Origin of the sequence: Sphaerisporangium sp. NPDC051011, assembly GCF_040653595.1 — a bacterium.
Classification (GTDB): Bacteria; Actinomycetota; Actinomycetes; order Streptosporangiales; family Streptosporangiaceae; genus Sphaerisporangium.
In genome coordinates this window covers 12,636-37,995 of the sequence record NZ_JBFAGG010000001.1, presented here as the reverse complement: position 1 = coordinate 37,995, position 25,360 = coordinate 12,636, and the positions used below count along the sequence as shown (strand labels likewise).

Here is a 25,360-nt window from a genome sequence, read left to right as displayed (position 1 = left end):
ATTGCTATCATGCTGAGGGCGCGGCGCCCCTGGGACCGGATGTGGCCCACCGCTCTCAGGGACGCCGCGCCGCTCCGCTCAGCGGTCCGGGCTCCGCCTCCAGGTCAGAGGGTGATGCTCCAGGAGTCCAGGAAGCCGGTGTCCAGGGTGTACTGGTCGGTGACCTCCAGGGTCCAGGTTCCGGCGGCCGTCTGGCTGACGGGGACGGAGTAGTTGCGGGTGCCGAAGGACGTGCAGGAGATGCCGCCGCTGCTCTTGACGGTGTAGAACGTCCCGCTCGGGCCGCGCAGGCGGATCCGCAGGTCCTCGGCGCAGGTGTGGCTGATGACGATCGTCAGCTGGACCGGGGAGACCGCGCTGCCCGAGGCGGTCGAGGTGATCGGGCTGTTGATCGTCGACAGGTCGTTGATCGTGTAGTCCGTGTCGTTGCGGAACGTCCGGCCGCCGCTCGTGCCCTGCACGGTCAGCGTGTACGAGGCGGTGTGCGTGGCCGTCTCACCGGTGCCCGTCACGGTGAGGTCGTAGGTGCCGGTGGGCGTGGACGCCGAGGTGGAGATGGCCAGCGTCGAGGAGCCGCCCGAGGTCACCGAGGTCGGGGTGAAGGTCGCGGTGGCGCCGCTCGGCAGGCCGGACACCGACGAGAAGGTCACCGTCTGCGCCGCGCCCGCCGTCGTCGTGGTGCCGATCGTGGTCGAGACGGACTGGCCCGCGGTCACGCTCCCCGAGGAAGGGCTCGCCGAGATCGAGAAGTCCCTGCTGGAGGGGGTGCCCGTGGCCTGGGTCCAGATCGCGTACGCCGCCGCGTCGCCCGCCCGGTCGAGGATCGTGTCGTTGATGTTGGTCGTGGTGTCGCAGGACCGGTGGTAGCACGAGTCGTACGCGCGTCCCGACGTGCCGCCCCACTTGCTCGCCTGCGCGGAGGTCTTGGTGGCGCCGGCGCCGGCCGCGACGCCCGAGGTGGCGATGCCCGCGTTGCGGAAGGACGCGTCGTCGGAGCGGTTGGCGCCCTCGGTGTTCTCCTCCGGCTGCAGGCCGAGGTTGTTGTAGAACACCCGCAGGTCGGCGGCGGCCGTGGTGGTGATGTTGTTGATGAAGTAGCCGCCGTTGGTCGACCCCACCATGTCGTAGTTGAGGTACTGCTTGATCTTCGCGCGCTCGGTGGAGCTCAGCCCGTTGACGTAGGCGCGCGAGCCGAGCAGGCCCTGCTCCTCGTCGCTCCACCAGCCGAACCGCACGTGCTTGGTCATCGTCGGGTTCTGCGCGGCCAGGGTCAGCGCGACCTCCAGCAGCATCGACGAGCCCGAGCCGTTGTCGTTGATGCCGGGGCCGGCCGAGACGCTGTCCAGGTGCGCGCCGGACATGATGACCTGGTCGGCGTCACCGCCCGGCCAGTCGGCGATCAGGTTCGGCCCGGCGCCGCTGGTGCAGCCCGGCGTGCAGGCCACGCGCTGGGTGGTGTACCCGGCGGCCTGAAGCTTCTGCTCGACGTAGGCGACCGACGCGGTGTAGCCGCTGGTGGTCGACCTGCGGGTGCCGCCGTTGGCGTTGGCGATGCTCTGAAACTGGCTCAGGTGGGTCTTGATGTTCGTCAGGCTGATGTCGGGCGCCGCCGCGAGTGCCGTCGTGCGGCCGAGGGGGGCACTGAGAGGTGAGCTGTTCCCGGTGGCACCTGGAGGGGCCTGGGCGATCGCGGGGGTCGCGGACGCCACCAGGCCCGACAGGGCCAGGGCGGCGGTCACCGCGAGGACGAGCTTGCGCCTCATGCGCGAATTCCTTTCTCGGCATCCCGCTGCCGCGTAGTTCGCCGTGTACGCGGGCAGCGTTCATCGCGCCGTCGTGAATCGGCCGTGATGCGGTCGTGATTCGGGCGACGGCGTGACGAGGCGGGACTGGGGGTGGAGGGACGAACCGACTTGTGCGTGACGGTAGGGCCACGGGAAGGTGTCGTACATCCGTAGCGGCATCCGTATATATACGGAAAAAGCCCCGGAACCCCGCCCGGCAAGGCGGTATCCGCAGCCGGCCCGGTGACCGGGCGAAAGCAGGACGCCCTTTCAATGCGGGCGGGGCCGAAATTCCGCGCCGGTGGAGCGGGCCATTAGAATGGCGCGGGCGGAAATGATATGGGCTTTCGGCTCGCTTTGCTGCGTGCCGATTCGCCGCGGCACGCAGCGCCGCGGCGAATCAGCGGGGAACGCGGATTTCGCGGTGACGGACGGCCGTCCCACCGGCCGCCTATCCAACCTCTCAGGGCGGTACGACTAGGCCACGGCGAGCAGGGCCATGTCCTCCCCGTCCAGGACCAGGCGGCCCGCGGCCATGTTCTCCTCCAGGTGAGCGAGGGAGCCGGTGCCGGGGATCTGGACGATCGAGGGCGACCGCGCCAGGCCCCAGGCGATGGCGACCTGGAAGGGTGTCGCGCCGTGGCGCGCGGCCACCGCGTCCAGGTTCTCGCCGGACAGCGGGGCGTGGCCGCCGCCGAGGGCGAAGAACGGCATGTAGGCGATGCCGAGGTCCGCGCACGCGTCGGCCAGCGCCCCGTCCTGCTGGTCGAGCACGCCGAAGCGGTTCTGCACCGCGGCGACCGGGGCGATCGCACGGGCCTCGTCCAGCTGGGCGCGCGTCACGTTGCTGACCCCGAGGTGCCGGATCAGGCCCTCGTCCCGCAGCCCGGCGAGGACGGCGAACCGCTCGCCGATCGGGTCGGCGGCGTCGCCGGCGAGGCGGCCCACCCGCAGGTACACCAGGTCCAGGACGTCGACGGCGAGATCGCGCAGGTTCCGCTCGACCTCGCCGCGCAACTGCCCGGGCGCCGCCTCGGCGTACATGCGACCGGTGTCGTCGCGCAGGGGGCCGACCTTGGTGGCGATGGTGACGTCCGCCGGGTACGGGTGCAGTGCCTCGCGCAGGATGTCGTTGGCGCGGGCGGCAGGGGAGAAGTAGAAGGCGGCGGTGTCGATGTGCCGGGCGCCGAGCTCGACGGCGCGGCGCGCGACCGCCACGCTCGTCTCCCGGGGGATCGGCGGCTTGTGCCAGCGGCCGGGGAGCTGCATGGCGCCGAAGCCCAGCCGGGGGATCGTGAGCGTGCCGCCCAGGTCGTAGGTGTCCGTCGCGGAGTTCGTCGGTGATGTCACCTGTTTGAGCATCTCCCGAAAAATCCACACACGCCAAATCCGGCCGGCCGTGCTTGGTGTGGATCGACGTATGTGTTGCGACAGCTGTGGTGCTGGGATGTGGTCAGAGTTCGTCGATCAGGTCGGTTGCGCGGATCACTGCGGTGAGCGCGTCGGGGTCGCCCGTGCGTTGGTGGACGTCGAGGCAGGTGTCGGCGAGCTTGATGACGTGTTCGTCCCCATGGCGGACGGCGCGGGCGAACACCTCGTCCGGTGAGTCGGGGGCGGTGGGCAGGGTGTGCCGGGGGGCGGGTGCGGCGGGGGTGTAGGCCGCGGTCACGGCCGCGCTAGCCGCCCATGCCGCGTGCAGGCTCACGACCCATTGGTCACGGGGAAGGGCGGGCAGGGTGCGCAGGACGGCCATCGGCGCGGTCGCGGCGTGCACCAGCATGACGGCCGAGCCGTGCGCGTTCGGCAGATAGTGCGCGGTGGCGGCTGCCGTCAGATCGGCCAGCAGGTCCCGGGCCTGCGCGGCATCGGTGGCGGGCCTCAGCGCGGTGAGCGTGGTCGGCCAGCCGGCGAGGCCGGTGAGCTGGTCGAGCCGATGGTTGATGCCCGCGCTCTGGTCGGGAACACGCGGAACGGCGGCGAGAGCGGACGCCGGGTCGGCGGTTCCGGAGGGCGCGGTGAACGGGACCTGCTGCCAGCGTGCGGCCCAGTAGCCGAGGGCTTGGCCGAGCTCGGCCAGGCGCGGCCCGTCCTCGTGGTCCAGCAGGGCGTGAACCGCGTGGCCGGTGCGGATCACCCCGTGGGTCGCGCCGGCGGCGATGCCGGGCAGCAGTCGTGGCCACCATGTTTCCAGCACCGCCGGCCAGGGTTGTTCGGTCATCTCACGTGCGAAGAATGCCAGCCAGTCACCGAGACGACGGGGGTCCCCCAGCGCGGTGCGCCAGTCGTCGGCGGTGATGGGCGAGGTGCCGCGGGGGAGATCGTCCAGCCGGCGCATGTAGTCGTCGAGCCAACGGTGGACCTGTCGCGCATGTCCGCGCCTGATCATGGATTCCACCGCCATGGGGCCGTGATTGGTCAGCCAGCCTTCGAACTCCGGTCCGGTCCGGTGCAGCCGTTCGTAGGCCTCGTCCAGCGTGTCGTCGATGTTCATGGGACCTGACACTAACCGTGCACCGACTAGCGATCACGGGCCCAGGGGCTGAGATTCCCTCCCCCAATGGTCCTAGAAGTCCATTGAAGATCTTGCGTTTAGCCTCGTTCTTTCTGGGATGAGGCCTCCGCCTGCCCGTCCCGCCCCGGGTGCGCGGCGCCCTGCTGGAGCCGCTCCCGGACCGCCCGGCAGAGGCGCCGCTGTTCGTCCCAAGGGACGGTTCAAGCGCGCGCGGACGGACCGTGGGCTCGCCTACCGGCGGGGGCGTAGGCGGCGGGCGAAGAGGATCAGGGCGAGACCGACGAGGATCTGGACGCCGAGTACGAAGCGGTTGACGTCGAACGCCGGCTCCCACCGGGCCTCGCCGTCCTTGACGATGTAGGCGCCCACCGGCCGGGCCTCCGCGGCGCCGCCGCCGCCCTCCCCGTCGTTCATGGCGTTGCCGGAGACCACGGCGGTGTCCGCGCCGCCGGGCTGCTCGCCGGGTTCGGCCCCGCGCCGTTCCCCACGGCCGAAGCCGCCGGCCGCGCGGATGTGCAAGACGGGGATGACCGTGACGCCGTCCTTCTCGTACGGATCCCCGTACACGCGCCGGGCCCCGGACAGGTTCTCGAAGAACTCCCGTACATTCATGCCGGCCTCCGCGTGTGATGATCCGCCCTGATATCGCCATCATGCCGCACGCAGGGCCGGGCGCGGCGGCTCGCGCCAAGTCCGCACCCAGCGTCCGGCAAGTCGCCCACGGTACAACGAAAGGCGTGAACGCACATCAGAACCCGGCCGACCCCATCCTGAGCAGGTACGACGTCCGCCGCCCGGAGATGGCCGACGTGCCGGCGATCCACCGGCTGGTCGCCGCGTGCGACACCGAGGTACTCGGCCGTCCCGACATGACCCAGGACGACGTGGCCGACGCGCTCGCCGACCCCGGCCTGGACGTCTCCCGCGACGCCTGGCTGGTGCGCGGGCGCGACGGCGGCGAGGACCCCGTGGGCTGGGGGTACGCCGTGCGGCAGGGGTCCGGCGGGGGAGTGGAGATCGAGGTCTACGCCCGGGACGCCGAGGCCGGCTCCTGGCTGTGGCGGACTGTGCTCGGGCGCGCCCGGGAGATCGCCGTGGAGCTCGGCCTCCCCGCGGCGATCGTGGACATCGGCGTCTACCGGGGGGACGCGGCCAAACGGGCGGCGGCGCGCGCGCACGGCTTCGCCCCGGCGACGAGCTTCCACCGGCTGAGGATCGAGCACGGCGACCCCGACCCCGGCTCCCTGCCCGGCGTCACCGTCCACCCGGCCGCCGGCCTGGAGGAGCTCATGCGGGCCGCGCACCGGATCCACCAGGAGGGCTTCGCCGAGCACTTCGGCTTCGTCCCCAAGGAGTACGACCGCTGGAAGGAGGACTTCGAGGCGTCCGCCACCCACGACTGGTCGCAACTGCTGCTGGCCGAGGCGGACGGCCACCCGGCCGGGATGCTGCTCGGCAGCGACATGTTCGCCGCCGACGAGAACCACGGATACGTCCGCATCCTGGCCGTGCTGCCGGAGTTCCGGGGGCGGGGCATCGGACGGCTGCTGCTGAGGCACGCCTTCGCCGCCGATGCGCGCCGGGGCCGCGTGGGCACCTACCTGCACGTGGATTCCGGCAACACGTCCCCGGCGCTGGATCTGTACCAGTCGGTCGGGATGCGCCCGGTTCTCGTCATCGACGTGTGGCGCCGCACGCTCTGAGCCGGTGTCCGGCGCCCGTACTCAGGCGTCCGTCGCCCGGCGTCCGGCGCCGCGCCGAAGCAGAGGCAGCGCGCAGGCTCCCGCGACCACGGTCGTGGCGGCGAGGCCCGCGGCGGTGACCCCCACGGCGTGCGCGGACGGCGTCAGGCTCAGGTAGAGCGTGCCGAACGCCGTCACGCCCACCACCTGTCCGAGCTGCAGCGTCATGGCCATCAGCCCGCTGGCGTCGGCCGCGTCGCGCGCGGCGACGTTCTCCAGCGCCACGGTGAACAGCGGGTTGTAGGCCAGCCCGAGCCCGATCCCGGCTACGGCGAAGAAGATCCCGAAGTACGGCTGCCCGTCGCCGCCGGAGGCGAAGGCCCGCGCCACGCCCAGGTAGCCCACGGCCGCCGCGGCGAAGCCGGCGAAGATCACCGGCCGGTGCAGCCGTGCCGGGAGGCGCCGCCAGGTGAGGCTGACGAGCGCGAACCCGGCCGCGCCCGGGACGAACGAGACCCCCGCGCCGATCGGGCTGTCGCCGAGCCCGCCCTGGAGGTGCAGCGCCACGCTGAACAGGAACCCGCCCCACGTCACCATCGACCCGAACATGCCGAGCGCCGAGGGCGCCAGCCCGGGGGTCCGCAGCAGGCGGCCGGGGATCAGCGGGTGCCGCGCCCGCCGCTCCACCGCGACGAACACGCCGGTCACGGCCGCGCTCGCGGCCATCGACCACCAGCCCCACGCCGGCCAGTGCTGCTCGTGCCCGAGCACCAGCGGCACCACCAGCATGACCACCGCCACCGACAGCGTGATCAGGCCCGCGAGGTCGAGGCCCTGCTCGCGGGGCACGTGCTCGCGTGGCAGCAGCAGCGCGCCGATGACCAGCAGGGCGGCGCCGATGGGGACGTTGACCAGGAACACCGGCCGCCAGGCCATGCCGAACAGGTCGGCGCTCACCAGCGCGCCGCCCGCGACCTGCCCGACGACCACGCCCCCGGCGAGCACGGCCGAGTAGGCGCCGAGTGCCCTGGCCCGCGCGGCGCCCGTGAAGTGGAGCTGGATCATGCTGAGCACCTGGGGCACCATGAGCGCCGATCCCGCGCCCTGGACGAGCCGGAACGCGATCAGCGCCCCTTCCGAGCCGGCGAGGCCGCAGGCCAGGGACGCGGCGGTGAACACGGCGAGCCCGAGCAGGAACAGCCGCCGCGGGCCGGACAGCCCGCCCAGGCGGGCGCCGGTGATGAGCAGCATCGCGTACGCGATCGTGTAGCCGGAGATGATCAGCTGGAGGCCGGAGCCGGAGGTGGCGAGGTCGGTGCGGATCGTCGGGGCCGCCACGTTGACGATCGAGACGTCGAGGGTCGCCATGAACTGGCCCACCAGCACGATGCCGAGCAGCCACCCCGCACCTCGCCGGGACGCCCGATCGGCCCGCCCGGGGACGGCGGCCGTCCCCGTCCCCCCGGCGGGAGAGGATCTTGTCACTGAGGTCATGGGGACGATCGTCGTCGCCCGTCGATACCGGTAACGAGAGCCTGCCTATCCTGGTACCGGTGCCACCTGGCAACGGGTCCGCCCGGCGTCCAGTATGAAGGGGGTGCCGCCGGAGCCTCGATCCGGCCGGGCCGGGGAGGTCCGGGCCGCGGGGTGGCGGCGCGGTCTCGGGGGGATGCGCGGCGGGAGGCGGGGGCGATGCGGAACGGTGGTCCGGTGCCGATGACGGGCGCCGTACGGGAGAAGGACCCCGTGCGGCGTACCGAGCTTGCGGCGTTCCTGCGCAGCCGCCGCGAGCGCATCTCGCCCGCCGACGTCGGCCTGCCGCCCGGCCTGCGCCGGCGTACGCCGGGCCTGCGGCGCGAGGAGGTCGCCCAGCTCGCCGGGGTGGGGGTGACCTGGTACACCTGGCTGGAGCAGGGGCGAAGGATCAACGCCAGCGTGCAGGTGCTGGACGCCGTGGCCCGCACGCTCCGGCTGGACACCGCCGAGCGCGAGCACCTGTACCGGCTCGCGGACGTCCCCGAGGTGCGCCCGGCCGACGGGTGCGGCGTCCTGGAGCCCGAGGTGCACACGATCCTGGAGAACCTCGACCCGCTGCCCGCGTCCGTGTACAACAGCAGGTACGACCTGCTGGCCTGGAACGCCCCGTACGGAGCGCTGCTCCCGAACATGGTCCGGCGCGAGCTGCCCGAGCGCAACGCGATCTGGCAGTGCTTCACCTGCCCGGCGTGCTGCAATCCCGTGCTGAACGCCGAGGCGGAGCAGGCGCTGATGGTGGCCACGCTGCGCGCCGGTTTCGTCCGGCACATCGGCGAGCCGTCGTGGGTGGAGTTCGTGCGCGGCCTGTCCAAGGCGAGCCCGACCTTCGCGGCGATGTGGGCGGATCACGAGGTGGCGCAGCCGGGCAAGCGCATGAAGATCTTCCAGCACTCGGCGGTCGGCGAGGTGCGCACGACGTCGACGAGCATGGCCCTGCCGTCCCCGCCCGAGACGCGCATGGTCGTCTACACGCCGATGGACGACGAGAGCCGCGAGCGCATCGCCCGGCTCAGGGCCAACTCTGAGGCGCAGGCCGTCGACCACGTCCACTGACCTGCCGACGGCATCGGCTTCGACGAGCTCGCCCGCCGCACGCGCGCGGCCGGACCGGCCGCGGGTACGACGCGGGTGTAACCGGTAGGGAAGAGGACGGATCATGATCTCGGTTTTCGGCAGCGCCAACATGGACCTGGTCGCCTACACCGCGACCGCCCCCAGACGCGGGGAGACCGTGACGGGCCGGGCGTTCGCCACGATCCCCGGCGGCAAGGGGGCGAACCAGGCCATCGCGGCGGCCCGCGCCGGGGCCGAGGTCGCCTTCATCGGGGCGGTCGGCGACGACGCGTTCGGTCCGGTCATGCGCGAGACGCTGGCGTCGGCGGGCGTCGACGTCACCCGCCTGCGCGTCGTGCCCGGCTCGTCCGGGATCGCGCACATCGTCGTGGACGACGCGGGCGGCAACTCGATCATCGTCGTCCCCGGCGCCAACGGCACCCTCACCGGGCCCACGGACGACGACCTGGCCGTCATCGACCGCTCCGACGCGCTGCTGCTGCAACTGGAGCTGCCCATGGAGGCGGTGGTAGCCGCTGCGACCCGGGCGCGCGTCCCCGTCGTCCTCACTCCCGCCCCCGCCCAGGAGATGCCGCGCGAACTGCTCGGCGCCGTCGGCCTGATCGTCCCGAACGAGCACGAGGCGGCGGCCATCACCGGCCTCGCCGACCCGGAGGAGTCGCTCAAGGCCCTGCTCGACCTGGTCCCCGAGGCGGTGATCACCCTCGGGGCCGAGGGCTCGCTGTACGGCTCGCGCTCGGGCGCGCGGCTGCGCGTCCCGGCCCTACCGGTGACCGCCGTCGACACCACGGCGGCGGGCGACACCTTCGCCGGCGCGCTGGCGGTAGGCCGTGCCGAGGGCATGCCCGCCGAGCGCGCTCTGCGCTTCGCGACCGCGGCGGCGGCGCTGTCCGTCCAGCGCGAGGGGGCGAGCACGTCCATGCCCACGCGCGCCGAGGTCGACGCCGCCCTGGAGTCGGCCGTGAACCCCTGAGCCGTGAACCCCTGAGCCGTGAACCCCTGAGCCGTGAACCTCCGAGCCGCGAACCTCCGAGCCGCGAAACCCTGACTCCGTGACCACGGAGGAGCGAGATGCAAGCCCTGGCGGGGATCCGGGTGCTGGACCTGGCGACGCCGACGGATGAGGGGACGGCGCGACCGCCGTCCCCTCAGGCCTCAGTTCACCAGTTGGGCTGTCCCGGCACGGCGGCCGGGGGCAGGGGACGGTTCGCCGGGTGGATGACGTACACGACGCCGCCGCTGCCCGTGCTGCGCAGCCAGACCTTCTCGAAGGCCGCGCGCGGGTACACCCGGCGCACGGCGTCGTTGGAGGGCGAGGCCGGGTCGTTGGCGATCACGTCGCCCGTGGAGGTGAAGCCGATGATCACCATGAGGTGGCCGTTGGTGCCGTAGCCCGCGCCGGGCAGCTCCTCCTCCTCGAACGACTGCGAGGTGATCACGGGGATGCGGGCGGCGATCAGGCGTTCCATCTCGGTCAGCGACCGCAGCCGGGTGACGAACCCGTCCAGCCCGTACCGCCCGGCGTACGCGGTGTTGAACGGCCAGTTGCCCGCGCCCTGGTAGGCGTGGTCGTAGGTGTAGCGGGCCGCGTAGTCGACCTCGGGGTTCGGGTCGGACGGGTCCACCCACGAGGTGTCCGCGGCGCTCGGCCACCTGCCCCAGTAGCCCAGCACCATGGTGGTCGAGGTGGGGCTGCACCACGCCTCGCCGCCGCCGTCCCATTCGGGGTAGTGGCCCTGGTGGACGCTCTGCGAACGCCGGGGCACCGGAAGCTCGGTTCCCCACGCGCCGCCGCCGGGGCTGACCGGCACCTCCGTCCGCTCGGGGACGGCCGACGACATCGCGCCGAGTGTCCGCACGACCGGCCGCGCGGACGACCCGGGCGTGCGGTACAGGGTGACGCGGAGCTGGTAGGCCGAGATGGCCTTGCCGGTCTTCGCGGCGAAGGTGTCGACGTAGACGGTGCCGTCGGCGTCGCCCTGCCCGGGCAGCGAGGTGCGGCGGATGTCGCCCTCGCCGTACGCCCAGCGGCCGAGGACGTACCACTTGGTCAGGCCGCCGGTGTGCCGCCCGCGCATCTCGACCTGCAGCCAGCTCCCGGCGGGGGTGTCGGCCGTCCAGGAGGCGACCAGCTCGGTGGCGGCGAAGCCGACGGGCCGCTCCCTGCCGGTCCAGCGGGCGTACTCCCAGGTCTTGGTGCCGAGCGCGTCGGTGTAGGTCGTCGTCCCCGCGGGTGACCGGAAGGTGAGGCGGTCGGCGGCGGACACGCCCTCGGCGGTGCCCGCGAGGAACGCCTCGCGCTTGTAGACGACGTCCACCACGGGACTGGGACGGGGTTTCCCGCCCGCCGCGAGAGTGTCCGCGGCGACGGGGGAGGAGATGAGGGTGCTCGAAAGGACGGCGAAGAGGAACACGGCCAGAACGCGCATGAACTCCACCTTGCCTCAGGGGGTTCTCGACGCCGCCGACCGTAGGCGCCGCGCCGCGTTTCACACATCGGGAGGTTTACGTATCGTGGTGCCGGCCCGTGCGAACCCTTGTCAGGCGTCGGCCATCGCCGTGGTCTCTGGACCGGTCATCGAGCCTGCCTGGCCTTGGACACTTCGCGCTCTCCAGGCCGGACATCCGGTTTCACGGAAGCTCTTTGCAAGGCCGCTCGGCGCAGTCGAGAATCAGACGGTCCAGCCCGTGAAGTGCGAGGCGGTGCACCCAGGGACCGGGGACCGTCACCAGTTCGTGGAGCCCCGCGTTGCCCGACCGGAACGGTCACCGGCTGCGGCGGCGGTTCTGATCTCGGCCGTCGGAAGCGTGTGTACGCCCTCGCGGGCGCCTGCCCAAGGTGAGCTACATCGTCCCCTCGTCCGTGGACTCCGAGCACCCGAGCGCGTCCTCGCCCGCGCAGAGCGCCGTGATCACCTACGACATCCTCGACGCCATCGCCTCCAACCCGGACGTCTGGCGCGTCCTCCAGGACGATCCGGCCGATGATGTCGCACTTGGTCGGGTCGCGCATCTTCAGCGAGCCCGCCATCAGGCCGTCGGGTGAGCACGACGGTCGCGACCACTGACGCGGAGGCCCTGGGTCGGCGTGGCGCCGCAGCCGTGAGCATGGGACCGTTACCGCGTGGCGGCCACGCCGGTCATGGGCGAGCCGCGAGCATGAGGAGGGCCGATGGAGCTCCACGACCTGTCCGGGGGTGACGAGGTGCTGTCCCGCGTCGGGCTGGTGGCCCGGCGGGCGCTGCCGGGTTACGGGATGTCGCCCGAGGCGCGGGTCACGCTCCTCAACGTGTCCGAGAACGCGACGTTCCTCGTCGAGGACCAAGGGGCGCGCACGGTGCTGCGCGTCCACCGGCTCGGATACCACTCGCCCGAGGCGATCCTCTCCGAGCTGGACTGGCAGTCGGCGCTCGGCGACGAGGCCGGCGTGCGCACCCCCGCGGTGCTGGCCGCCCTCGACGGCTCGCGCGTCGTCACCGTCGAGGACCCGGGCGCGGCGCCGCGCAACTGCGTGATGTTCGAGTGGGTCCCCGGCGCCGAGCCGCCCGAGGAGCGCCTCGTCGAGCACTTCGAGCCCCTCGGTGCCATCACCGCGCGCATGCACCTGCACGCCCGCCGCTGGCGGCGGCCGGCCGCGTTCACCCGCTTCGCCTGGGACGAGGACGCCGCGTTCGGCCCCGCGCCGCGCTGGGGCCGGTGGCAGGACGGGGTGGGCGTCGACCGCGAGGCGCACGAGGTGCTGGCCCGGCTGGAGTCGGCCCTGCGCGACCGGCTCGCCCGGTACGGCAAGGGCCCCGAGCGGTTCGGGCTCATCCACGCCGACATGCGCCTCGCCAACCTCCTGGTGGACGGCACCGCCGGCACCACCGTCATCGACTTCGACGACTGCGGCATCAGCTGGTACATGTACGACCTCGGCGCCGCCGTCAGCTTCATCGAGCACCACCCCAAGGTCCCCGAGATGATCGACGCCTGGGTGCGCGGCTACCGGACCGTCCACGGCCTCTCCGCGGACGACGAGCGTGAGATCTGGACGTTCGTCATGTTCCGCCGGCTCCTGCTGCTCGCCTGGATCGGTTCGCACTCGGCGGCCGACGTCGCCCGCGAGCTCGGCACCGGCTACACGCTGGGCAGTTGCGAGCTGGCCGAGCGCTATCTGAGCGGCTCCCTCTAGAGCCCCAAAGCAGGGCAGAGCACGACGGAGTACCCATGTTCACCTCAGTGGCCGGGCGGTCCGTCGTCGTCACCGGCGGCGGCAAGGGAACCACCTGCCCGGACGGGCTTCGGGCGACGTCGCCGTTCCCTCCGTGAGGCCCGTCGAAGGTCGCTGACGGATCTCACGTTCCGGCGAGCTCCGCGTCCGCCGGGACGCCGTCGCGGCACGACGGGACGGACGGCCCGGCCGGGGCCTCCGGAGCGGGCGAGGGCGTGGCGGAAACGGGCGGGGCGGACGGGGACGGCGTCGCGGAGGGTGCCTCCGTGGCCGCCGCGGCGGGACAGGCGACCAGGCCGTCCGGCGTCGCCATCCTCACCTTCACCGCGGGCGGCACGCTCAACGTGTAGACCGCCCGGCACGAGGGCCCGTCCGGACGGGTGGGGCAGTCCAGCCGCACGCGCAGCGTCGTGCCGCCGGCCCACGACTCGCCGAACTCGCGGTCGGCCTCGTGCCAGGACATCTCCCGCCGGATCGTGAGCCTGCCCTCGGCGCCCCGGACGACCCGCACCTCCACCGGGCCGGACGCGTCCACCAGGATCAGCGGGGCCGTGATCGCGTAGGCGACCGTCGAGATCTCGGTCGTCACCCGGCCGAGGTCCGCCGAGTCGTACGACCGCGTGCCGAGCCCGTACGCGCCGGGCAGGCGGAGGTTGTCCCAGACCGCGAAGGCGATGCCGAACACGGCGAGGGCGGACAACAGCCCTCCCACGACGATCCAGCCGGTGCGAACGGTGCTGCGCATGGCCACGTCTTCCAGAGCCCCTCAGATCTTCAGGAAGCGCAGGACGGCGAGCACCCGCCGGTGGTCCTTGTCCGCGCCGGGCAGGTCGAGCTTGGAGAAGATGTTGTTGATGTGCTTGCCGACCGCGCCCTCGGAGATCACCAGCGCCTCGGCGATGCCGGTGTTCGACCGGCCCTCGGCGATCAGCGCCAGCACCTCGTACTCCCTGCGGGTGAGCCGGTCCAGCGGATCACTGTGCCGGCGGACGAGCAGCTGGGCCACGACCTCCGGGTCCAGCGCGGTGCCGCCCGCCGCCACCCGGCGCAGCGCGTCCAGGAACTGCTCGACGTCGGCGACACGGTCCTTCAGCAGGTAGCCGATGCCGCTGGTCTCCGTCGACAGCAGCTGGGTCGCGTAGCGCTCCTCGACGTACTGCGACAGGACGACGATCGGAAGCTCCGCCCACCGGCGGCGCAGCACCAGCGCCGCGCGCAACCCCTCGTCGGAGTGGCCCGGCGGCATGCGCACGTCGGTGACGACCAGGTCGGGCCTGTGCTCGTCGCAGGCGCGCAGCAGCGCCTCGGCGTCGGCCACGGCCGCCGTGACCTCCATGCCGGCCGAGCCGAGCATCCAGACCAGGCCCTCCCTGAGCAGGACCGAGTCCTCGGCGAGCACTACGCGCACGGCACCTCCACGCGGATCGTCGTCGGCCCGCCCGGCGGGCTGTCGAGCTTCAGTGTCCCGTCCACCGAGCCGACGCGCTGCGCCAGCCCGCGCAGGCCCGTGCCCGCGGCCGGGTCCGCGCCGCCCCGGCCGTCGTCGAACACCACCACGCGCAGCCGCGGTCCCTCCCGCAGCACGGTCACCTCGGCGGTGGACGCCCCGGCGTGCTTGGCGATGTTGACCAGGGCCTCGGACACCACGAAGAACGCCACCGCCTCGATCGTGGGGGAGACCCGCTCGGGGACGTCCACGCGCAGCCGCACGGGCAGCGAGGCGCGCGCGGCGAGGCCGGACAGCGCCGCGTCCAGGCCCTCGTCGTTCAGGACGGCCGGGTGCAGGCCCCGTACCAGGTCGCGCAGCTCCTTCAGCGCGTGCTTGGCCTCGTCGTGCGCCTGGGCGATCATGTCCCGGGCCGCCGGCGGCAGGTCGCCGAACGTCGCGCGGGCCATGCCGAGCTTCATCGCCAGCGACACCAGCCGCTGCTGCGCCCCGTCGTGCAGGTCGCGCTCGATGCGGCGGCGCTCGGCGTCCGCGGCGTCGATCACCTCGGCCCGGCTCTCGCGCAGCGTCTCCACCCGCTCGGCGAGCTGGTCGCTGATGCTCGGGCCGAGCAGCGCCTCGGCGGCGATCACGTCGAGCGCGGTCACCCCCTGGGCCAGCCACGGCCCGGCCACGACCAGCGCCCCGGAAAGGACGGTGAACAGCACGCCGGGCCAGCGGTCCCCGAGCCCCCAGAAATGCGCGGCGACCCCGCCCGTCACCAAGGCGCCCGACCAGGTGGCGATCACCCCCGCGAACCCGACCCCGCTGATCAGCGGCGACAGCAGGTGGTAGGCGACCTGGCGCCACAGCGTGGCCGAGCGGGCGCGGCGCACCAGCCGCATCGCGATGTTGCCCTCCCAGCGGCGCTTCGGCACCGGAGGGATCTCGACGCCGAGGTAGGCGGCGAACCTCAGGCGTTGCAGGCGGGTGAGCAGCGGCAGCAGCCACATCAGCAGCAGCGAGCCCGCCACCGGCACGACCAGCGTCCACACGAAGATCACCGACACGGCGCCGACGCCCAGGATGAGCGCCAGGGCGACCGCGCTCAGGGGAGCGCCGGTCACCAGGTGGAACATGCGCAGCCAGGAACGCGACGACCAGTGGGCGCGGACCCGGTCCCAGGGGGTGCTCACCTCGGCGACGCTCATGTCCTCACCGTAGGGACACTCGGCCCTGCCCGGACATGGGCCTGGCCTCCCCTCTCAGGGTGGTGCGAGCCTCCCTTCGCCGTCACGTGCTCACTATGTCGGATTGCTCCCGATGGTGACGGGCACCAAGCACGAGTTATGCACATCTGCGCGATCGGCGTCCGAAGTCATTACGTAATGTGATACCTATGTCACGGCATGCGATCAGCAACGGACGCAGCGTCCCTGGCAGAAAGTGGCTATGCAGATGATCCTGGTCAGCGTATTCGCGATCCTCGCGGCCGTCGGCGTGGTGGCCGTGGCCGCGCTCCTGTTCCGGCGGTACGGAGGCGGCACCGACGACCTCGCGCCGAACGGCCCCACGGCTGGGCATTCCGGGTCGATGCTGTCCTCGCTGTTCCTGCTGGTCTTCGCCATCGCGATCGTCGTGCCGTGGGCCACGGCCGACTCCGCCCGCCAGAACACCTACGCCGAGAGCCAGGCGGCCGTCGAGTCCTACTGGTCCGCGGCCCGGTTGCCCGCGCCCGCCGGGCCCCAGGTGCGGCAACAGGTGCGCGACTACCTGGACTTCGTGGTGCACCGCGAATGGCCGCTCATGGCCTCCGGCAGGCTCGGGGAGGAGGGCGCCACGCGGCTGGAGGCGCTGCGCACACTGGTGAACGGGCTGGTGCTGAGCGACGACGACGCCAAGGTCGCCCGCGGCGAGCTGCTCGACGAGATGCGCGACTGGTCCGCGGCCCGCCGCCAGCGCGCGGCCGACGCCTCGGCCAAACCTCCCGCGGGCGTGCTTCCCCTGGCCGTCCTGACCGGCCTCATCGTCATCGTCTTCCCCTTCCTCGCGGGCGCGCGGCCTCGGGGCAAGACGCTGGTGCCGCTCATGGTGATGTCCGGCCTGCTCGGCCTCGGCGTCTTCCTCGCCTGGCAGATCTCGCACACCTTCGCCAGCGGCCTCTCGGTCGGCCCCGACGCGTTCGAGGCCGCGCTGACCGAAGTGCGGCGCCTGCCCTGGAGCGGCTGACCGTGCCGGCCATCCGCGCCACCGCGCTCTTGACCGCGCTCTCCCTCTCGCCGCTCACCCCGCTCCCGGGCGCCACCCCCGAGCCTGCGGCCCCCCAGCGCCGGCACGCGACTCCCGCTCCCGGCCCGGCGCGGATCACCGTCACGGCGGACGACGCCCTTCCCTCGGACCCGCCGTCGTCGCCCGAGCACGCCCGGCGGGTGGCCGACGTCGATCTCGGACTGCTCGGCGGGGACGATGACGACGGGCTGATCACCGTGTGCCTGGACGTGGACGTCGTGGTGAGCCTGCGGGTCGGGCTCAGCATCGGCGGCCCGCCCCTGTGTCATCGCCCGCCGCCGCGGCCCGCTCCGCCGCCCGAGCCCCCGCCGTCCTCCCCGCCGACGCGGGAGCCGGAGCCCGCGCCGACGCTCACTCCCGCGCCCGAGCCGTCCCGGCCCCCGGCTCCCACCGAGCCCGCCCCGCGGCCGACCTCCACGCCGCGTCCTGCGCCCAGTGCCACGCCCACGCGCGCACCCGTGCCGCCGGTGGTCCCCTCACCGAGGCCGCCCGTCCGGCCGCCGCTGGCGCTGCCGTCGGTCGTGCGGCCGCCGGTGCGGCAGGTGCCCGAGCCCACGCCCGCGCCGTCCCTGCCGTCCGCCGAGCCCTCTCCCTCGGCGGTCACGCCCTCGGGGCAGGTCCGCGCCGCGCGGGTGCACGGCCGGATGCCGCGCCGCCCCGAGCCGCTGGGCACGATCATGGTCGTGATCGTCCTGTCGTTGATCATCGCTCTGGTCGCGGGCGCGGCGTTCGCGGCGATCCGGTAGCGCGTCCGAGCCGGCCGGTGTGACGGACGGACTCCCGGCCGGGAGGCCGGGAGTCCGAACAGCGGGGCAGGAAAGCCGATCCGCCGCCAAGGCGGATCGGCTTTACCCGGCGGAGTCGAGATGTTGTGCTGTTCGATCTGCCGGGCGGGTGGCGGACCAGGGCCGCGGGGTTCGCGGTGGCGTTCGGCGGTGGCCGGCTCACCAGTGAAGAAGTAGGCGCCCCAGGTGGTCGCGAGTTCTCGAACACCCATTCGCCCGGCCGCGTACCGGGATACCGTTGGCGCCGTGCAGCTCAGGTACAACTTCCGCCTCTACCCGACCGCTGGTCAGCGCGTCGCGCTGGCGCGGGCGTTCGGGTGCGCGCGGGTGGTGTTCAACGACGGGCTGCGCGCACGGACCGACGCCCACGCGGCGGGGCTGCCGTACGTTTCGGACGGTGAGCTGTCCAAGCGGGTCATTTCCGAGGCGAAGAAGACGCCTGGGCGTTCCTGGCTGGGTGAGGTGTCGGCCGTGGTGTTGCAGCAGGCGCTGGCGGACCTGAACACGGCGTACCGGAACTTTTTCGACTCGGTCAGCGGGAAGCGGAAGGGGCCGAAGGTGGGCCTGCCCCGGTTCCGGTCCCGGAAGGACAACCGGCAGGCGATCCGCTTCACCAAGAACGCCCGCTTCTGCGTCACGCCCGGCGGGGGGTTGCGCCTGCCGAAGATCGGGGAGGTGGAGGTCTGCTGGTCGCGCGCCTTGCCCGCCGACCCGTCCAGTGTGACGGTGGTCAAGGACGCGGCCGGGCGGTACTTCGCCTCGTTCGTCGTCGAGATCGGCGAACGGCCTCTCCCGCCGGTCGAGTCCGAGACCGGGATCGATCTGGGGTTGGGGCACTTCGCGGTCCTGTCCGACGGGCGGAAGATCGACGCTCCGCGTTTCCTGCGCAGGGCGGAGAAGAAACTCAAGAAGCTCCAGCGGGCGCTGTCGCGTAAGGTCAAGGGGTCGAGCAACCGGGCCAAGGCCCGGCAGAAGGTCGCCCGGCAGCACGCGAAGGTCGCTGACGCGCGCCGCGAGTTCCACCACCGGCAGTCCACCCGGATAGTTCGCGAGAACCAAGCGATCTACGTGGAAGATCTGGCCGTGGCGGGACTGGCGCGCACCCGGCTGGCCAAGAGCGTGCATGACGCGGGCTGGTCGGCGTTCGTGGGCATGCTGGAGTACAAGGCGGCGCTGTACGGGCGGGTCTTTCATCGGATCGACCGGTGGTTCCCCTCCTCCAAGCTGTGCTCGGACTGCGGGGCCGTCGCCGAGTCGATGCCGTTGAGGGTCCGGGAGTGGACCTGCGCCTGCGGGGCGGTCCACGATCGGGATGTCAACGCCGCGCGTAACATATTGGCCGCCGGGAGGCGGCAGGTCGCCGCTGGACGGAAACCCGTGCCTGAGATGGGCGGGAAGCGGAGACCCAAAACGCCTGCGGAGACCCGTAAGACCCCGGCCCCCGCGCCCCGGCGCGGGGAGAAGGGCACGGTCGAGGAAGCAGGAAGCCACCGAAGTGCCGCCGCGTGAGTATGCGCGGCACAGGCGGAATCCCCGGGCTTCAGCCCGGGGAGCGCGTCAAACAATGGCGCTGTTCAGGCATACCGACTAGCCGGTGCGGCGTCAATGGGTTCCCGTGATCTCCGCGCGCGGCTCCCGGTGGGCCCGCCGGAACGGCCGGGGCCGCGCACGTGGAGTCAAGGGTGGGGCTCCATCTTGGGTGGGGAGGAGAGGAGCCCGTGCACACGTGGCCGGATGTGACGCCGGCCCTTGCGGTGGACGGGACGCGGCGGAGGACGTGACCGCCTAGGGCTGGTCGGGGTCGACGCCGGTGAGCGAGCTACCGTAGCTGAGCGCGACCAGCTGGGCGACCGCGGTGTGCGCGCCGATGGGATCGGAGCACCCGGCGCCCACGGACTCGGCGGCCTTCGTGATCTTCAGCGGGTCGATCTCCGGCCCGATCAGGAAGGGCGCGAGCGCCAGGCGGGAGGCGCCGATGTTGCGCAGCCGCTGCGCGGCGTCCCCGACGCCGGGCGAGGCGTCCAGCGAGGCGGCGACCACGGGCAGGGTGAGCCGGGCGGCGAGCAGGACGACCGTCGCGTCCGCCGCGCGCACGGCCTCCTGGCCGCCGACGGTCGCCACGATGATGCCGTCCACCGGCGCGGCGATGTTGAACAGGCGCATGCGGTCGGCCCGGGCGAGCCCGCTCTCGGCCAGCTTGACGTGCAGCGCCTCGGCCAGCATCGGATGCGGCCCGAGCGGGTCGGCGATGGTGGTCATGACGTCGCTCTCGGCGACGGCCTCCCGGATGGCCCGGTAGACCTGCTGGTGAGGGCCGGTGACCAGCGGGACGACGATGGCGGCGGGCGATCCGGCGGGCCGTTTGGCGGCGCATTCGGTGAGCGTCTCGGCCAGGTTGGTCTTGGCGTCGCCCAGGTGGATCAGGCGCACGTCGAGCTGGGGATGATCGACGCTGACGATGGTCTTGACGGCCGCCGGGATGTCGCCGCCGGCGCCGGGCGCGGCCAGCACGAGTGCGGGCGCGTCCGGAGGCAGATGCGCGGGCACCGGGCGCCGGTGCCTGCCGGAGCTGGTCCGGAACGAGCGTTCGCGGACCGGAAGCTCCTGTGGGACGTGGTGACCATCGTTCACATCGGCGGATTTTACGGGGTATGAGGCAAAAGTTAAGTCTGATTCGTGCCGACGCGCGGGCGGCAATCGATCTTTCTCCCACGAGATCACTGACATATTGGGGCTCGATCGTCCGGACGGTACCAACGGACCGTAATCATTCGAGATCATCGCAGGGGCGGTGAGCCCGCCCCGCGTGGCGCGGCGCGCCGTACCGCTGACACGTGCCTCGGGGTGGCGCCGGGAAAGTTTTCGTTTCCGTGCGCGCCACGCCCCGCGGCGCCGTCAGTGCACGGGGTGAGCCGCCCTGAGGAGCTGGAGCAACTCAAGCCCCGCGACGAGCAGCACCGAGAGGCCGGCCAGCGCGTAGAGCACCGGGTGCCTCGGATGGACGAGAGGGCGCCGAGAGGCCGCCGAGGGGGGAACGGCGGGCGGCGGCTCGGACGCCGGCGTGATCGGCTCACCGCCCGCCACGGGCTCCGGGAGGGGCGGCGCGGCGCGGGTGGTGAGGCGAATCTCCGGATGTCGGGAGAGATAACCGCGGGGGAAGATCTTGACGTCGGCGTGGCCGCAGCCCGGGCACCACGCGCCCGACCACGGTGGCTGGACCAGCACCCCGCCGAGCGACCAGACCTCCACCACGTTGCCGTGGCGGTCGGTGAGATGCCGGACGGTGTAATCCTCTTCCCAGATCATGAGGCACCGCGGGCACTCGAAGGGCCAGGTTTCGCGAGTGCTGTAGCCATCGTGCACGAGGACCACCCCCAGAACGCGCCGTGAGTCGGCTCGCCCGCTTCGAGTGTGTGCGTCACCGGGGTTGATCGCAAGACCCGATACCGATACGTCCGGTATCAAGGCGTTCGCGTCTCGTCACGTCCATGGTGCCCCGCGTCGTCGCCACGACGAAGAGCGCCACCAGGGCGCAGACCGTCATCACCAGGCCCATGGCCGCCGCGTGGTCACCGCCGATCCCGGCCAGAAGCGCGGTGATCGCCCCGGCCGTGAACTGCGCGGCGGCCAGGAACGTCGCGGCGGCTCCCGCGGCCCGGGGCGTCCGCCCGAGGGCCGGCGCGCAGGCGTTGCCGAGCACCAGCCCCAGGGACGCGACCGCGACCAGCAGCAACGGCAGGCAGGCGGCGAGCGGCAGCGCGCCGGTGAGCGCGAGGCCGCACAGGGTGGCCGAGGCCGCCAGCAGCACGGTCAGCCCGCCCTCCAGCAGCCGGTGGGGCATGTGGCGGTACACCAGGTGGGCGCCGGCCGTGGCGACCAGCGTGAGCACCAGCGCGTAGACGGCGATGATCAGCGAGTACGCCTCGGTCGACAGGCCGTATACACTGCGCAGCACGAACGGCGACGCGGCCAGGAACGCCGTCAGCGCGCCGAAGGCCAGGGCGAAGGCCACCGCGTACCCGAGGAACGGGCGGTCCCGCAGGAGGCCGCCCACCGGCGCGCCGGGCTCCCGCAGGGGCCGCACGCGCCCGGGTGGCGTCTCGGGAACGGCAACCACCGCGGCCGCGAACATCAGCAGGGTCAGCGCCGCCAGCGCCCAGAAGACGGCGCGCCAGCCCGCAGCGCTCGCCACGATGCCGCCCATGAGCGGCGCCACCACGGGCGCGATGCCGAGGACGGTCATCATGAGGCCGAAGAGGCGGGCCGCCTCCCGGCCGTCGGTGGCGTCGGAGACCACGGCACGGGCGATCACGACGCATGCCGCGCCGGTGAGCCCCTGGACGAACCGGGCGCCGATCAGCGTCCCGATGCCCGGGGCGAGGGCGCAGACCGCGCCGGCCAGGGCGCACAGGGCCAGGCAGGGGAGCAGCGTGCGGCGGCGGCCGTACCGGTCGGCGAGCGCGCCGGTCAGGAACAGGCCCGCGGCCATCCCGAGCAGCAGCGCCGTGATCGTCGACTGCACGCCCAGGGGAGTGGTGCGCAGGTCGCGGGCGATGGCCGGGAAACCCGGCAGGTACATGTCGGCGGCGAACGGCGGGAACGCCGCCAGCAGGCCGAGCACGGCGACCGGCAGCGGGGCGAGCACCGCCCGCCGGGGCGGGGTGACGGTGGTGGCGGACATGGCGACTCCATCGGGCGGCACGGCGCGCGCCGCCGGACGGCACCGGCAGGGCCCCCTCGCGGTGTCCCTGACCAGGTTCGATGCCGTTATGCGCCCACAGTACGCCTTCGGCCCGGCCGCGCCGGAGCCCGGGATCGCCGGGGATCGCCTCAGGCGGGCTCGGTCGGCTCGGGGTCGGCTCGGCCGGCTCAGGCGGCCGGTTCGGGGGCGGCCGGTTCGGGGGCGGTCGCGGCCGTCCGCGCGGCCACCCGGCCGAGTCCGCCGACCGACCACACCCCACCGCCGTCGCCCTCCGCCTTCGTCGTGCCGGGCCGCCAGTCCACGATGTAGACCACGCCGGGCTCGATGAGCGACAGGCCGTCGAAGAACTGCTCGACCTCGGCCTTGGTGCGCAGTTGGTCGCGGCGCGGGCCGTCGGAGACCATACCGTCGTCCTGGAAGAGGGCCGTGAGCCTGGCGGTGGTCTCGGGGCACAGGTCGGAGACGCTGTGAGCGATGGCGAGGTAGCTGCCCGGGGCGACCGCCTCGCGGAACCCGCGGACGATGGCGTGCGCGGCGGCGTCGTCGGAGATCCCGACCAGCGTGAAGAGGACCAGGATCGCGACCGGCTGCTCCAGGTCGATCACTTCGGTCAGGCGGGGGTGGTTCAGGAGCACGCGGGGGTCGCGCATGTCGGCCTCGATGACGGCCGTGCACGAGTCGTCGTCCGCCAGCAGGGCCTGGGCGTGCCGGACGACCATCGGGTCGTTGTCGACGTACACCACCCGCGAGCCGGGGGCCGCCTCCCTGGCGATCTCGTGGACGTTGCCCTGGGTGGGAAGGCCGCAGCCGACGTCGATGAACTGCCGGATCCCCGCAGCGGCGAGGTGGCGCACCACACGTTCGAGGAACCTGCGTCCCTCACGGCACATGAGGGGGAGCTCGGGCGCGATCTTGAGGGCGAGCCGCGCCACGTGCCTGTCGGCGGCGAAGTTGTCCTTGCCGCCCATGTAGTAGTCGTAGACGCGGGCCTCGCTGGGGATCTTCGGATCGAACCCGAGAGGCTTGTACCCCGCGTGCGCCGTCATGCTCCACCTCCACCGGAATGCCGATGCTAGCGCCGGCGGAGGGAGCCCGAGGCCGTTCTTTCCTCAAAAGAGATGAGAGGGGACGGAGAAGGTTTTCTCCGGCGTATGACCGATGTGCCGGTTCAACGGGATTTACTGGCATATCTCCAGATGTCGGCCGGTGGGTGCGGGCCGGTCGCCGAGACCGAAGGCGGCCCACACGGCTTTGCCGGGGGAGCGCAGGGGCGCCCATCCCCACCGGTCGCTGATGGCCGCGACCACCTGGAGGCCGCGCCCGTCCTCGTCGCCGAAGTCGGGCTCGCGCGGCGTCGGCACCTCCGCGCCCTCGTCGATGACCACGCACACCAGCGAGGTGTCGGTGAGAAGCAGAACGACGCGCACGGTGTGAGCGGACACGACGGCGGGGCGGCCCCGTAACCCGTGCCGCAGCGCGTTGATCACGAGCTCCCCGATGACCAGTTCGGCGTCGTCGAGCAGGTCGGTGAGCCCCCATCCGCGCACGGTGTCCGTGGTGAACGTGCGGGCGGTGCGGGCGGCGTACGGGTCCTGGCGGAGTTCGCACAGGGCGAGCCTGAGCCGGTCGGTGCTCTTCTCGCCGCTCGTCTCGTCATCAGAGGCCCAGGGGCCCGCGGGCGACAGGACACGGTCGAGAGCGGCCAGCCAGTCGTCCCACTCGTGGTCCGGTACCCGAGCGGGATTCGTCCGTTGTGTCCTATACCCAGTCATAAGTGAGCCTTGTGAGGTTAGGTCCTGATCGGCGGGGCGATTAGCGCTTAGCCATATTGCCCCTAGCTAGTGTGCATGTGCAAGTACCGATGCACGTGCATACGCACAGAGGTATGCTGTCGCTTGAGGGCCGAACCGCCTATATGGGGCTCCCGTGGCACAGAGGGGCTTACGAGACAGATGTCAGATTTGTCTGGATTTCCGGGGGGATGTGAAGGGGCGAGATGGACGAAATCTCCAACGGCATGCCCGCGTCCGAGCTCACCGCACGCTTGGAGCAAGTCGGCGTGCGATGGCGCAAGAGCGCGTACAGTAACCCGAGCGGCAACTGCGTCGAGCTGGCCCCTCTGCCGGACGGCGGTGTCGCGGTACGGAACTCCCGGCATCCGGGTGGCCCCGCGCTGATTTACAGCCGGGGCGAAATGGCGGCTTTCATCCAGGGCGCGAAGCGCGGGGACTTCGATGACCTGGCCTTTTGACCGGTTAGACGATTACTGACCGTTCAAAATTGTGCCCTAAGGGTGATGTTGGGGTATATCCGGATTGGGGCGTGAGGGGTATCGTGAACTTCTCTATGCCCGTGAGAAGTGAGTCGATCTGCCGTTCTAAGGAAGAGATATGATCACAGCCCGAGCCGAAGGGGATGAGGCCCCTCTCAACATGATGGCTCGGGAACGCGGCAGCTCAACGGTGTTGCGCATCCTTCTCGGGTCGCAGCTCCGCAGGCGCCGCGAGAGCCGGAACATCACCCTGGAGGCCGCCGGGCACTCGATCCGCGCCTCCCACTCCAAGATCAGCCGCATGGAGCTCGGGCGCGTCAGCTTCCGGCTGCGCGACGTCGCCGACCTGCTCACCCTCTACGGCGTCACCGACGAGACCGAGCGCGAGGCGCTGCTGTCCCTGGTCGCCCAGGCCAACCGCCCCGGATGGTGGCACAACTTCGACGACGTGCTGCCGAACTGGTTCGAGGCGTACGTCGGCCTGGAGGAGGCCGCCACCCGCATCCGCAGCTACGAGGTCCAGTTCGTCCCTGGCCTGCTGCAGACCGAGGCCTACGCCCGTGCCGTCGTCATGCTCGGCCACCCCGACTGCGCGGAGGACGAGCTCCAGCGGCGGGTCGACCTGCGCATGGCCCGCCAGAAGCTGCTCGAACGCGCCAACCCGCCCCACCTGTGGGCCGTGATCGACGAGGCGGCGCTGCGGCGCCCGCTCGGCGGCCCCGACGTGATGCGCGGCCAGATCAAGCACCTGCTGGAGGCCATCGCGTCCCCCACCATCACCGTGCAGGTGATGCCGTTCAGCGCCGGTGGCCACGCCGCGGCCGGCGGCCCGTTCAGCATCCTGCGCTTCGCCGAGCGCGACCTGCCCGACGTGGTCTACCTGGAACAGCTCACCAGCGCGATCTACCTCGACAAGCGTGAGGACCTCGACCGCTACCAGGCGGTCATGGAGCGCCTCTGCCTCGACGCGATCCCGGTGTCCGACACCAGGAAGGCCCTGACCCGCATCCTCGACGAGATCTAGGACGCGACGCCCCGCCCGAGGGCGCCCAGGTGACCACTGGGCGCCCTCGGGCGTTCCCGGA

The 25,360-nt window shown here is 72.3% G+C and carries 24 protein-coding genes; 10 read left to right on the top strand and 14 right to left on the bottom strand.

The genetic code is table 11. From position 1 onward, the window contains the following. Positions 1 to 104: 104 nt before the first annotated feature. The 4 genes from AB0H21_RS00165 to AB0H21_RS00150 form a co-directional block, all read right to left on the bottom strand. Positions 105 to 1,763 carry a M28 family peptidase gene (locus AB0H21_RS00165; RefSeq protein WP_358509167.1) on the bottom strand — a complete coding sequence of 553 codons (1,659 nt, stop codon included), beginning with the start codon at positions 1,761 to 1,763 and terminating at the stop codon, positions 105 to 107. Positions 1,764 to 2,261: 498 nt separating this feature from the next. Beyond that, on the bottom strand, positions 2,262 to 3,134 hold the full coding sequence (locus AB0H21_RS00160) for an oxidoreductase (RefSeq protein WP_358509164.1): 873 nt from the start codon (positions 3,132 to 3,134) through the stop codon (positions 2,262 to 2,264). Between the two features lie 103 nt (positions 3,135 to 3,237). Continuing rightward, positions 3,238 to 4,275, bottom strand: coding sequence for a questin oxidase family protein (locus AB0H21_RS00155; protein ID WP_358509161.1), 1,038 nt, complete (start codon positions 4,273 to 4,275; stop codon positions 3,238 to 3,240). Between the two features lie 252 nt (positions 4,276 to 4,527). Continuing rightward, entirely contained in the window at positions 4,528 to 4,908 is a 381-nt protein-coding gene (locus AB0H21_RS00150) for a hypothetical protein (protein ID WP_358509158.1), read from the bottom strand. A gap of 125 nt (positions 4,909 to 5,033) precedes the next feature. Between AB0H21_RS00150 and AB0H21_RS00145 the strand changes: the two genes are divergently transcribed. Continuing rightward, on the top strand, positions 5,034 to 5,999 hold the full coding sequence (locus AB0H21_RS00145; RefSeq protein WP_358509155.1) for a GNAT family N-acetyltransferase: 966 nt from the start codon (positions 5,034 to 5,036) through the stop codon (positions 5,997 to 5,999). A 21-nt stretch (positions 6,000 to 6,020) separates the two neighbouring features. On the opposite strand, the gene AB0H21_RS00140 is transcribed toward AB0H21_RS00145, so the two are convergent. Next, a complete protein-coding gene (locus AB0H21_RS00140) occupies positions 6,021 to 7,472 on the bottom strand; it encodes an MFS transporter (RefSeq protein WP_358509151.1) in 1,452 nt (483 codons plus the stop codon). A gap of 198 nt (positions 7,473 to 7,670) precedes the next feature. Between AB0H21_RS00140 and AB0H21_RS00135 the strand changes: the two genes are divergently transcribed. After that, positions 7,671 to 8,567: a helix-turn-helix transcriptional regulator gene (locus AB0H21_RS00135; RefSeq protein ID WP_358509148.1), complete on the top strand. Its 897-nt coding sequence runs from the start codon at positions 7,671 to 7,673 to the stop codon at positions 8,565 to 8,567. Between the two features lie 103 nt (positions 8,568 to 8,670). Further along, positions 8,671 to 9,561, top strand: a complete 891-nt coding sequence (locus AB0H21_RS00130; protein WP_358509145.1) for a ribokinase — start codon at positions 8,671 to 8,673, stop codon at positions 9,559 to 9,561. A gap of 187 nt (positions 9,562 to 9,748) precedes the next feature. Here AB0H21_RS00130 and AB0H21_RS00125 read toward each other — a convergent pair whose 3' ends face one another. Continuing rightward, positions 9,749 to 11,017, bottom strand: a complete 1,269-nt coding sequence (locus tag AB0H21_RS00125) for a C39 family peptidase (RefSeq protein WP_358509141.1) — start codon at positions 11,015 to 11,017, stop codon at positions 9,749 to 9,751. A gap of 401 nt (positions 11,018 to 11,418) precedes the next feature. Here AB0H21_RS00125 and AB0H21_RS00120 point away from each other — a divergent pair, with 401 nt between their 5' ends. Both AB0H21_RS00120 and AB0H21_RS00115 read left to right on the top strand, forming a co-directional pair. Next, a complete protein-coding gene (locus AB0H21_RS00120; protein WP_358511318.1) occupies positions 11,419 to 11,634 on the top strand; it encodes an alkaline phosphatase family protein in 216 nt (71 codons plus the stop codon). A gap of 126 nt (positions 11,635 to 11,760) precedes the next feature. Further along, complete coding sequence (locus tag AB0H21_RS00115) at positions 11,761 to 12,762, top strand: phosphotransferase (RefSeq protein ID WP_358509138.1); 1,002 nt, start codon at positions 11,761 to 11,763, stop codon at positions 12,760 to 12,762. Positions 12,763 to 12,925: 163 nt separating this feature from the next. Here AB0H21_RS00115 and AB0H21_RS00110 read toward each other — a convergent pair whose 3' ends face one another. The 3 genes from AB0H21_RS00110 to AB0H21_RS00100 are packed head-to-tail and all read right to left on the bottom strand — an operon-like array spanning position 12,926 to position 15,438. After that, a complete protein-coding gene (locus tag AB0H21_RS00110) occupies positions 12,926 to 13,546 on the bottom strand; it encodes a hypothetical protein (protein ID WP_358509135.1) in 621 nt (206 codons plus the stop codon). 21 nt (positions 13,547 to 13,567) lie between these two features. Continuing rightward, positions 13,568 to 14,209: a response regulator transcription factor gene (locus AB0H21_RS00105; RefSeq protein WP_358509132.1), complete on the bottom strand. Its 642-nt coding sequence runs from the start codon at positions 14,207 to 14,209 to the stop codon at positions 13,568 to 13,570. Continuing rightward, complete coding sequence (locus AB0H21_RS00100) at positions 14,200 to 15,438, bottom strand: histidine kinase (protein ID WP_358509127.1); 1,239 nt, start codon at positions 15,436 to 15,438, stop codon at positions 14,200 to 14,202. The genes AB0H21_RS00105 and AB0H21_RS00100 overlap by 10 nt, the downstream gene beginning before the upstream one ends. Before the next feature lie 241 nt (positions 15,439 to 15,679). Between AB0H21_RS00100 and AB0H21_RS00095 the strand changes: the two genes are divergently transcribed. The 3 genes from AB0H21_RS00095 to AB0H21_RS00085 all read left to right on the top strand — a co-directional run bounded on the left by AB0H21_RS00095 (position 15,680) and on the right by AB0H21_RS00085 (position 18,810). Beyond that, positions 15,680 to 16,456 carry a hypothetical protein gene (locus AB0H21_RS00095; RefSeq protein ID WP_358509125.1) on the top strand — a complete coding sequence of 259 codons (777 nt, stop codon included), beginning with the start codon at positions 15,680 to 15,682 and terminating at the stop codon, positions 16,454 to 16,456. A gap of 2 nt (positions 16,457 to 16,458) precedes the next feature. After that, positions 16,459 to 17,262 (top strand): hypothetical protein, encoded by an 804-nt coding sequence (locus AB0H21_RS00090; protein ID WP_358509122.1) that lies wholly within the window; start codon positions 16,459 to 16,461, stop codon positions 17,260 to 17,262. 285 nt (positions 17,263 to 17,547) lie between these two features. Continuing rightward, positions 17,548 to 18,810, top strand: coding sequence for a transposase (locus tag AB0H21_RS00085; protein WP_358509119.1), 1,263 nt, complete (start codon positions 17,548 to 17,550; stop codon positions 18,808 to 18,810). A 276-nt stretch (positions 18,811 to 19,086) separates the two neighbouring features. Here AB0H21_RS00085 and AB0H21_RS00080 read toward each other — a convergent pair whose 3' ends face one another. The 5 genes from AB0H21_RS00080 to AB0H21_RS00060 form a co-directional block, all read right to left on the bottom strand. Continuing rightward, entirely contained in the window at positions 19,087 to 19,932 is an 846-nt protein-coding gene (locus AB0H21_RS00080; protein ID WP_358509116.1) for a hypothetical protein, read from the bottom strand. Between the two features lie 264 nt (positions 19,933 to 20,196). After that, on the bottom strand, positions 20,197 to 20,607 hold the full coding sequence (locus AB0H21_RS00075) for a hypothetical protein (RefSeq protein ID WP_358509113.1): 411 nt from the start codon (positions 20,605 to 20,607) through the stop codon (positions 20,197 to 20,199). A 112-nt stretch (positions 20,608 to 20,719) separates the two neighbouring features. Further along, positions 20,720 to 21,982, bottom strand: a complete 1,263-nt coding sequence (locus tag AB0H21_RS00070) for a multidrug effflux MFS transporter (RefSeq protein WP_358509110.1) — start codon at positions 21,980 to 21,982, stop codon at positions 20,720 to 20,722. Positions 21,983 to 22,170: 188 nt separating this feature from the next. Continuing rightward, positions 22,171 to 23,049 carry an SAM-dependent methyltransferase gene (locus AB0H21_RS00065; RefSeq protein WP_358509107.1) on the bottom strand — a complete coding sequence of 293 codons (879 nt, stop codon included), beginning with the start codon at positions 23,047 to 23,049 and terminating at the stop codon, positions 22,171 to 22,173. A 132-nt stretch (positions 23,050 to 23,181) separates the two neighbouring features. Next, positions 23,182 to 23,775, bottom strand: coding sequence for an ATP-binding protein (locus AB0H21_RS00060; RefSeq protein ID WP_358509104.1), 594 nt, complete (start codon positions 23,773 to 23,775; stop codon positions 23,182 to 23,184). A gap of 224 nt (positions 23,776 to 23,999) precedes the next feature. Between AB0H21_RS00060 and AB0H21_RS00055 the strand changes: the two genes are divergently transcribed. Beyond that, the gene (locus AB0H21_RS00055) at positions 24,000 to 24,254 is read left to right on the top strand and encodes a DUF397 domain-containing protein (protein WP_358509101.1); all 255 of its coding nucleotides are present in this window, start codon (positions 24,000 to 24,002) and stop codon (positions 24,252 to 24,254) included. 139 nt (positions 24,255 to 24,393) lie between these two features. Beyond that, a complete protein-coding gene (locus AB0H21_RS00050; protein ID WP_358509098.1) occupies positions 24,394 to 25,299 on the top strand; it encodes a helix-turn-helix transcriptional regulator in 906 nt (301 codons plus the stop codon). Positions 25,300 to 25,360 lie beyond the last annotated feature (61 nt).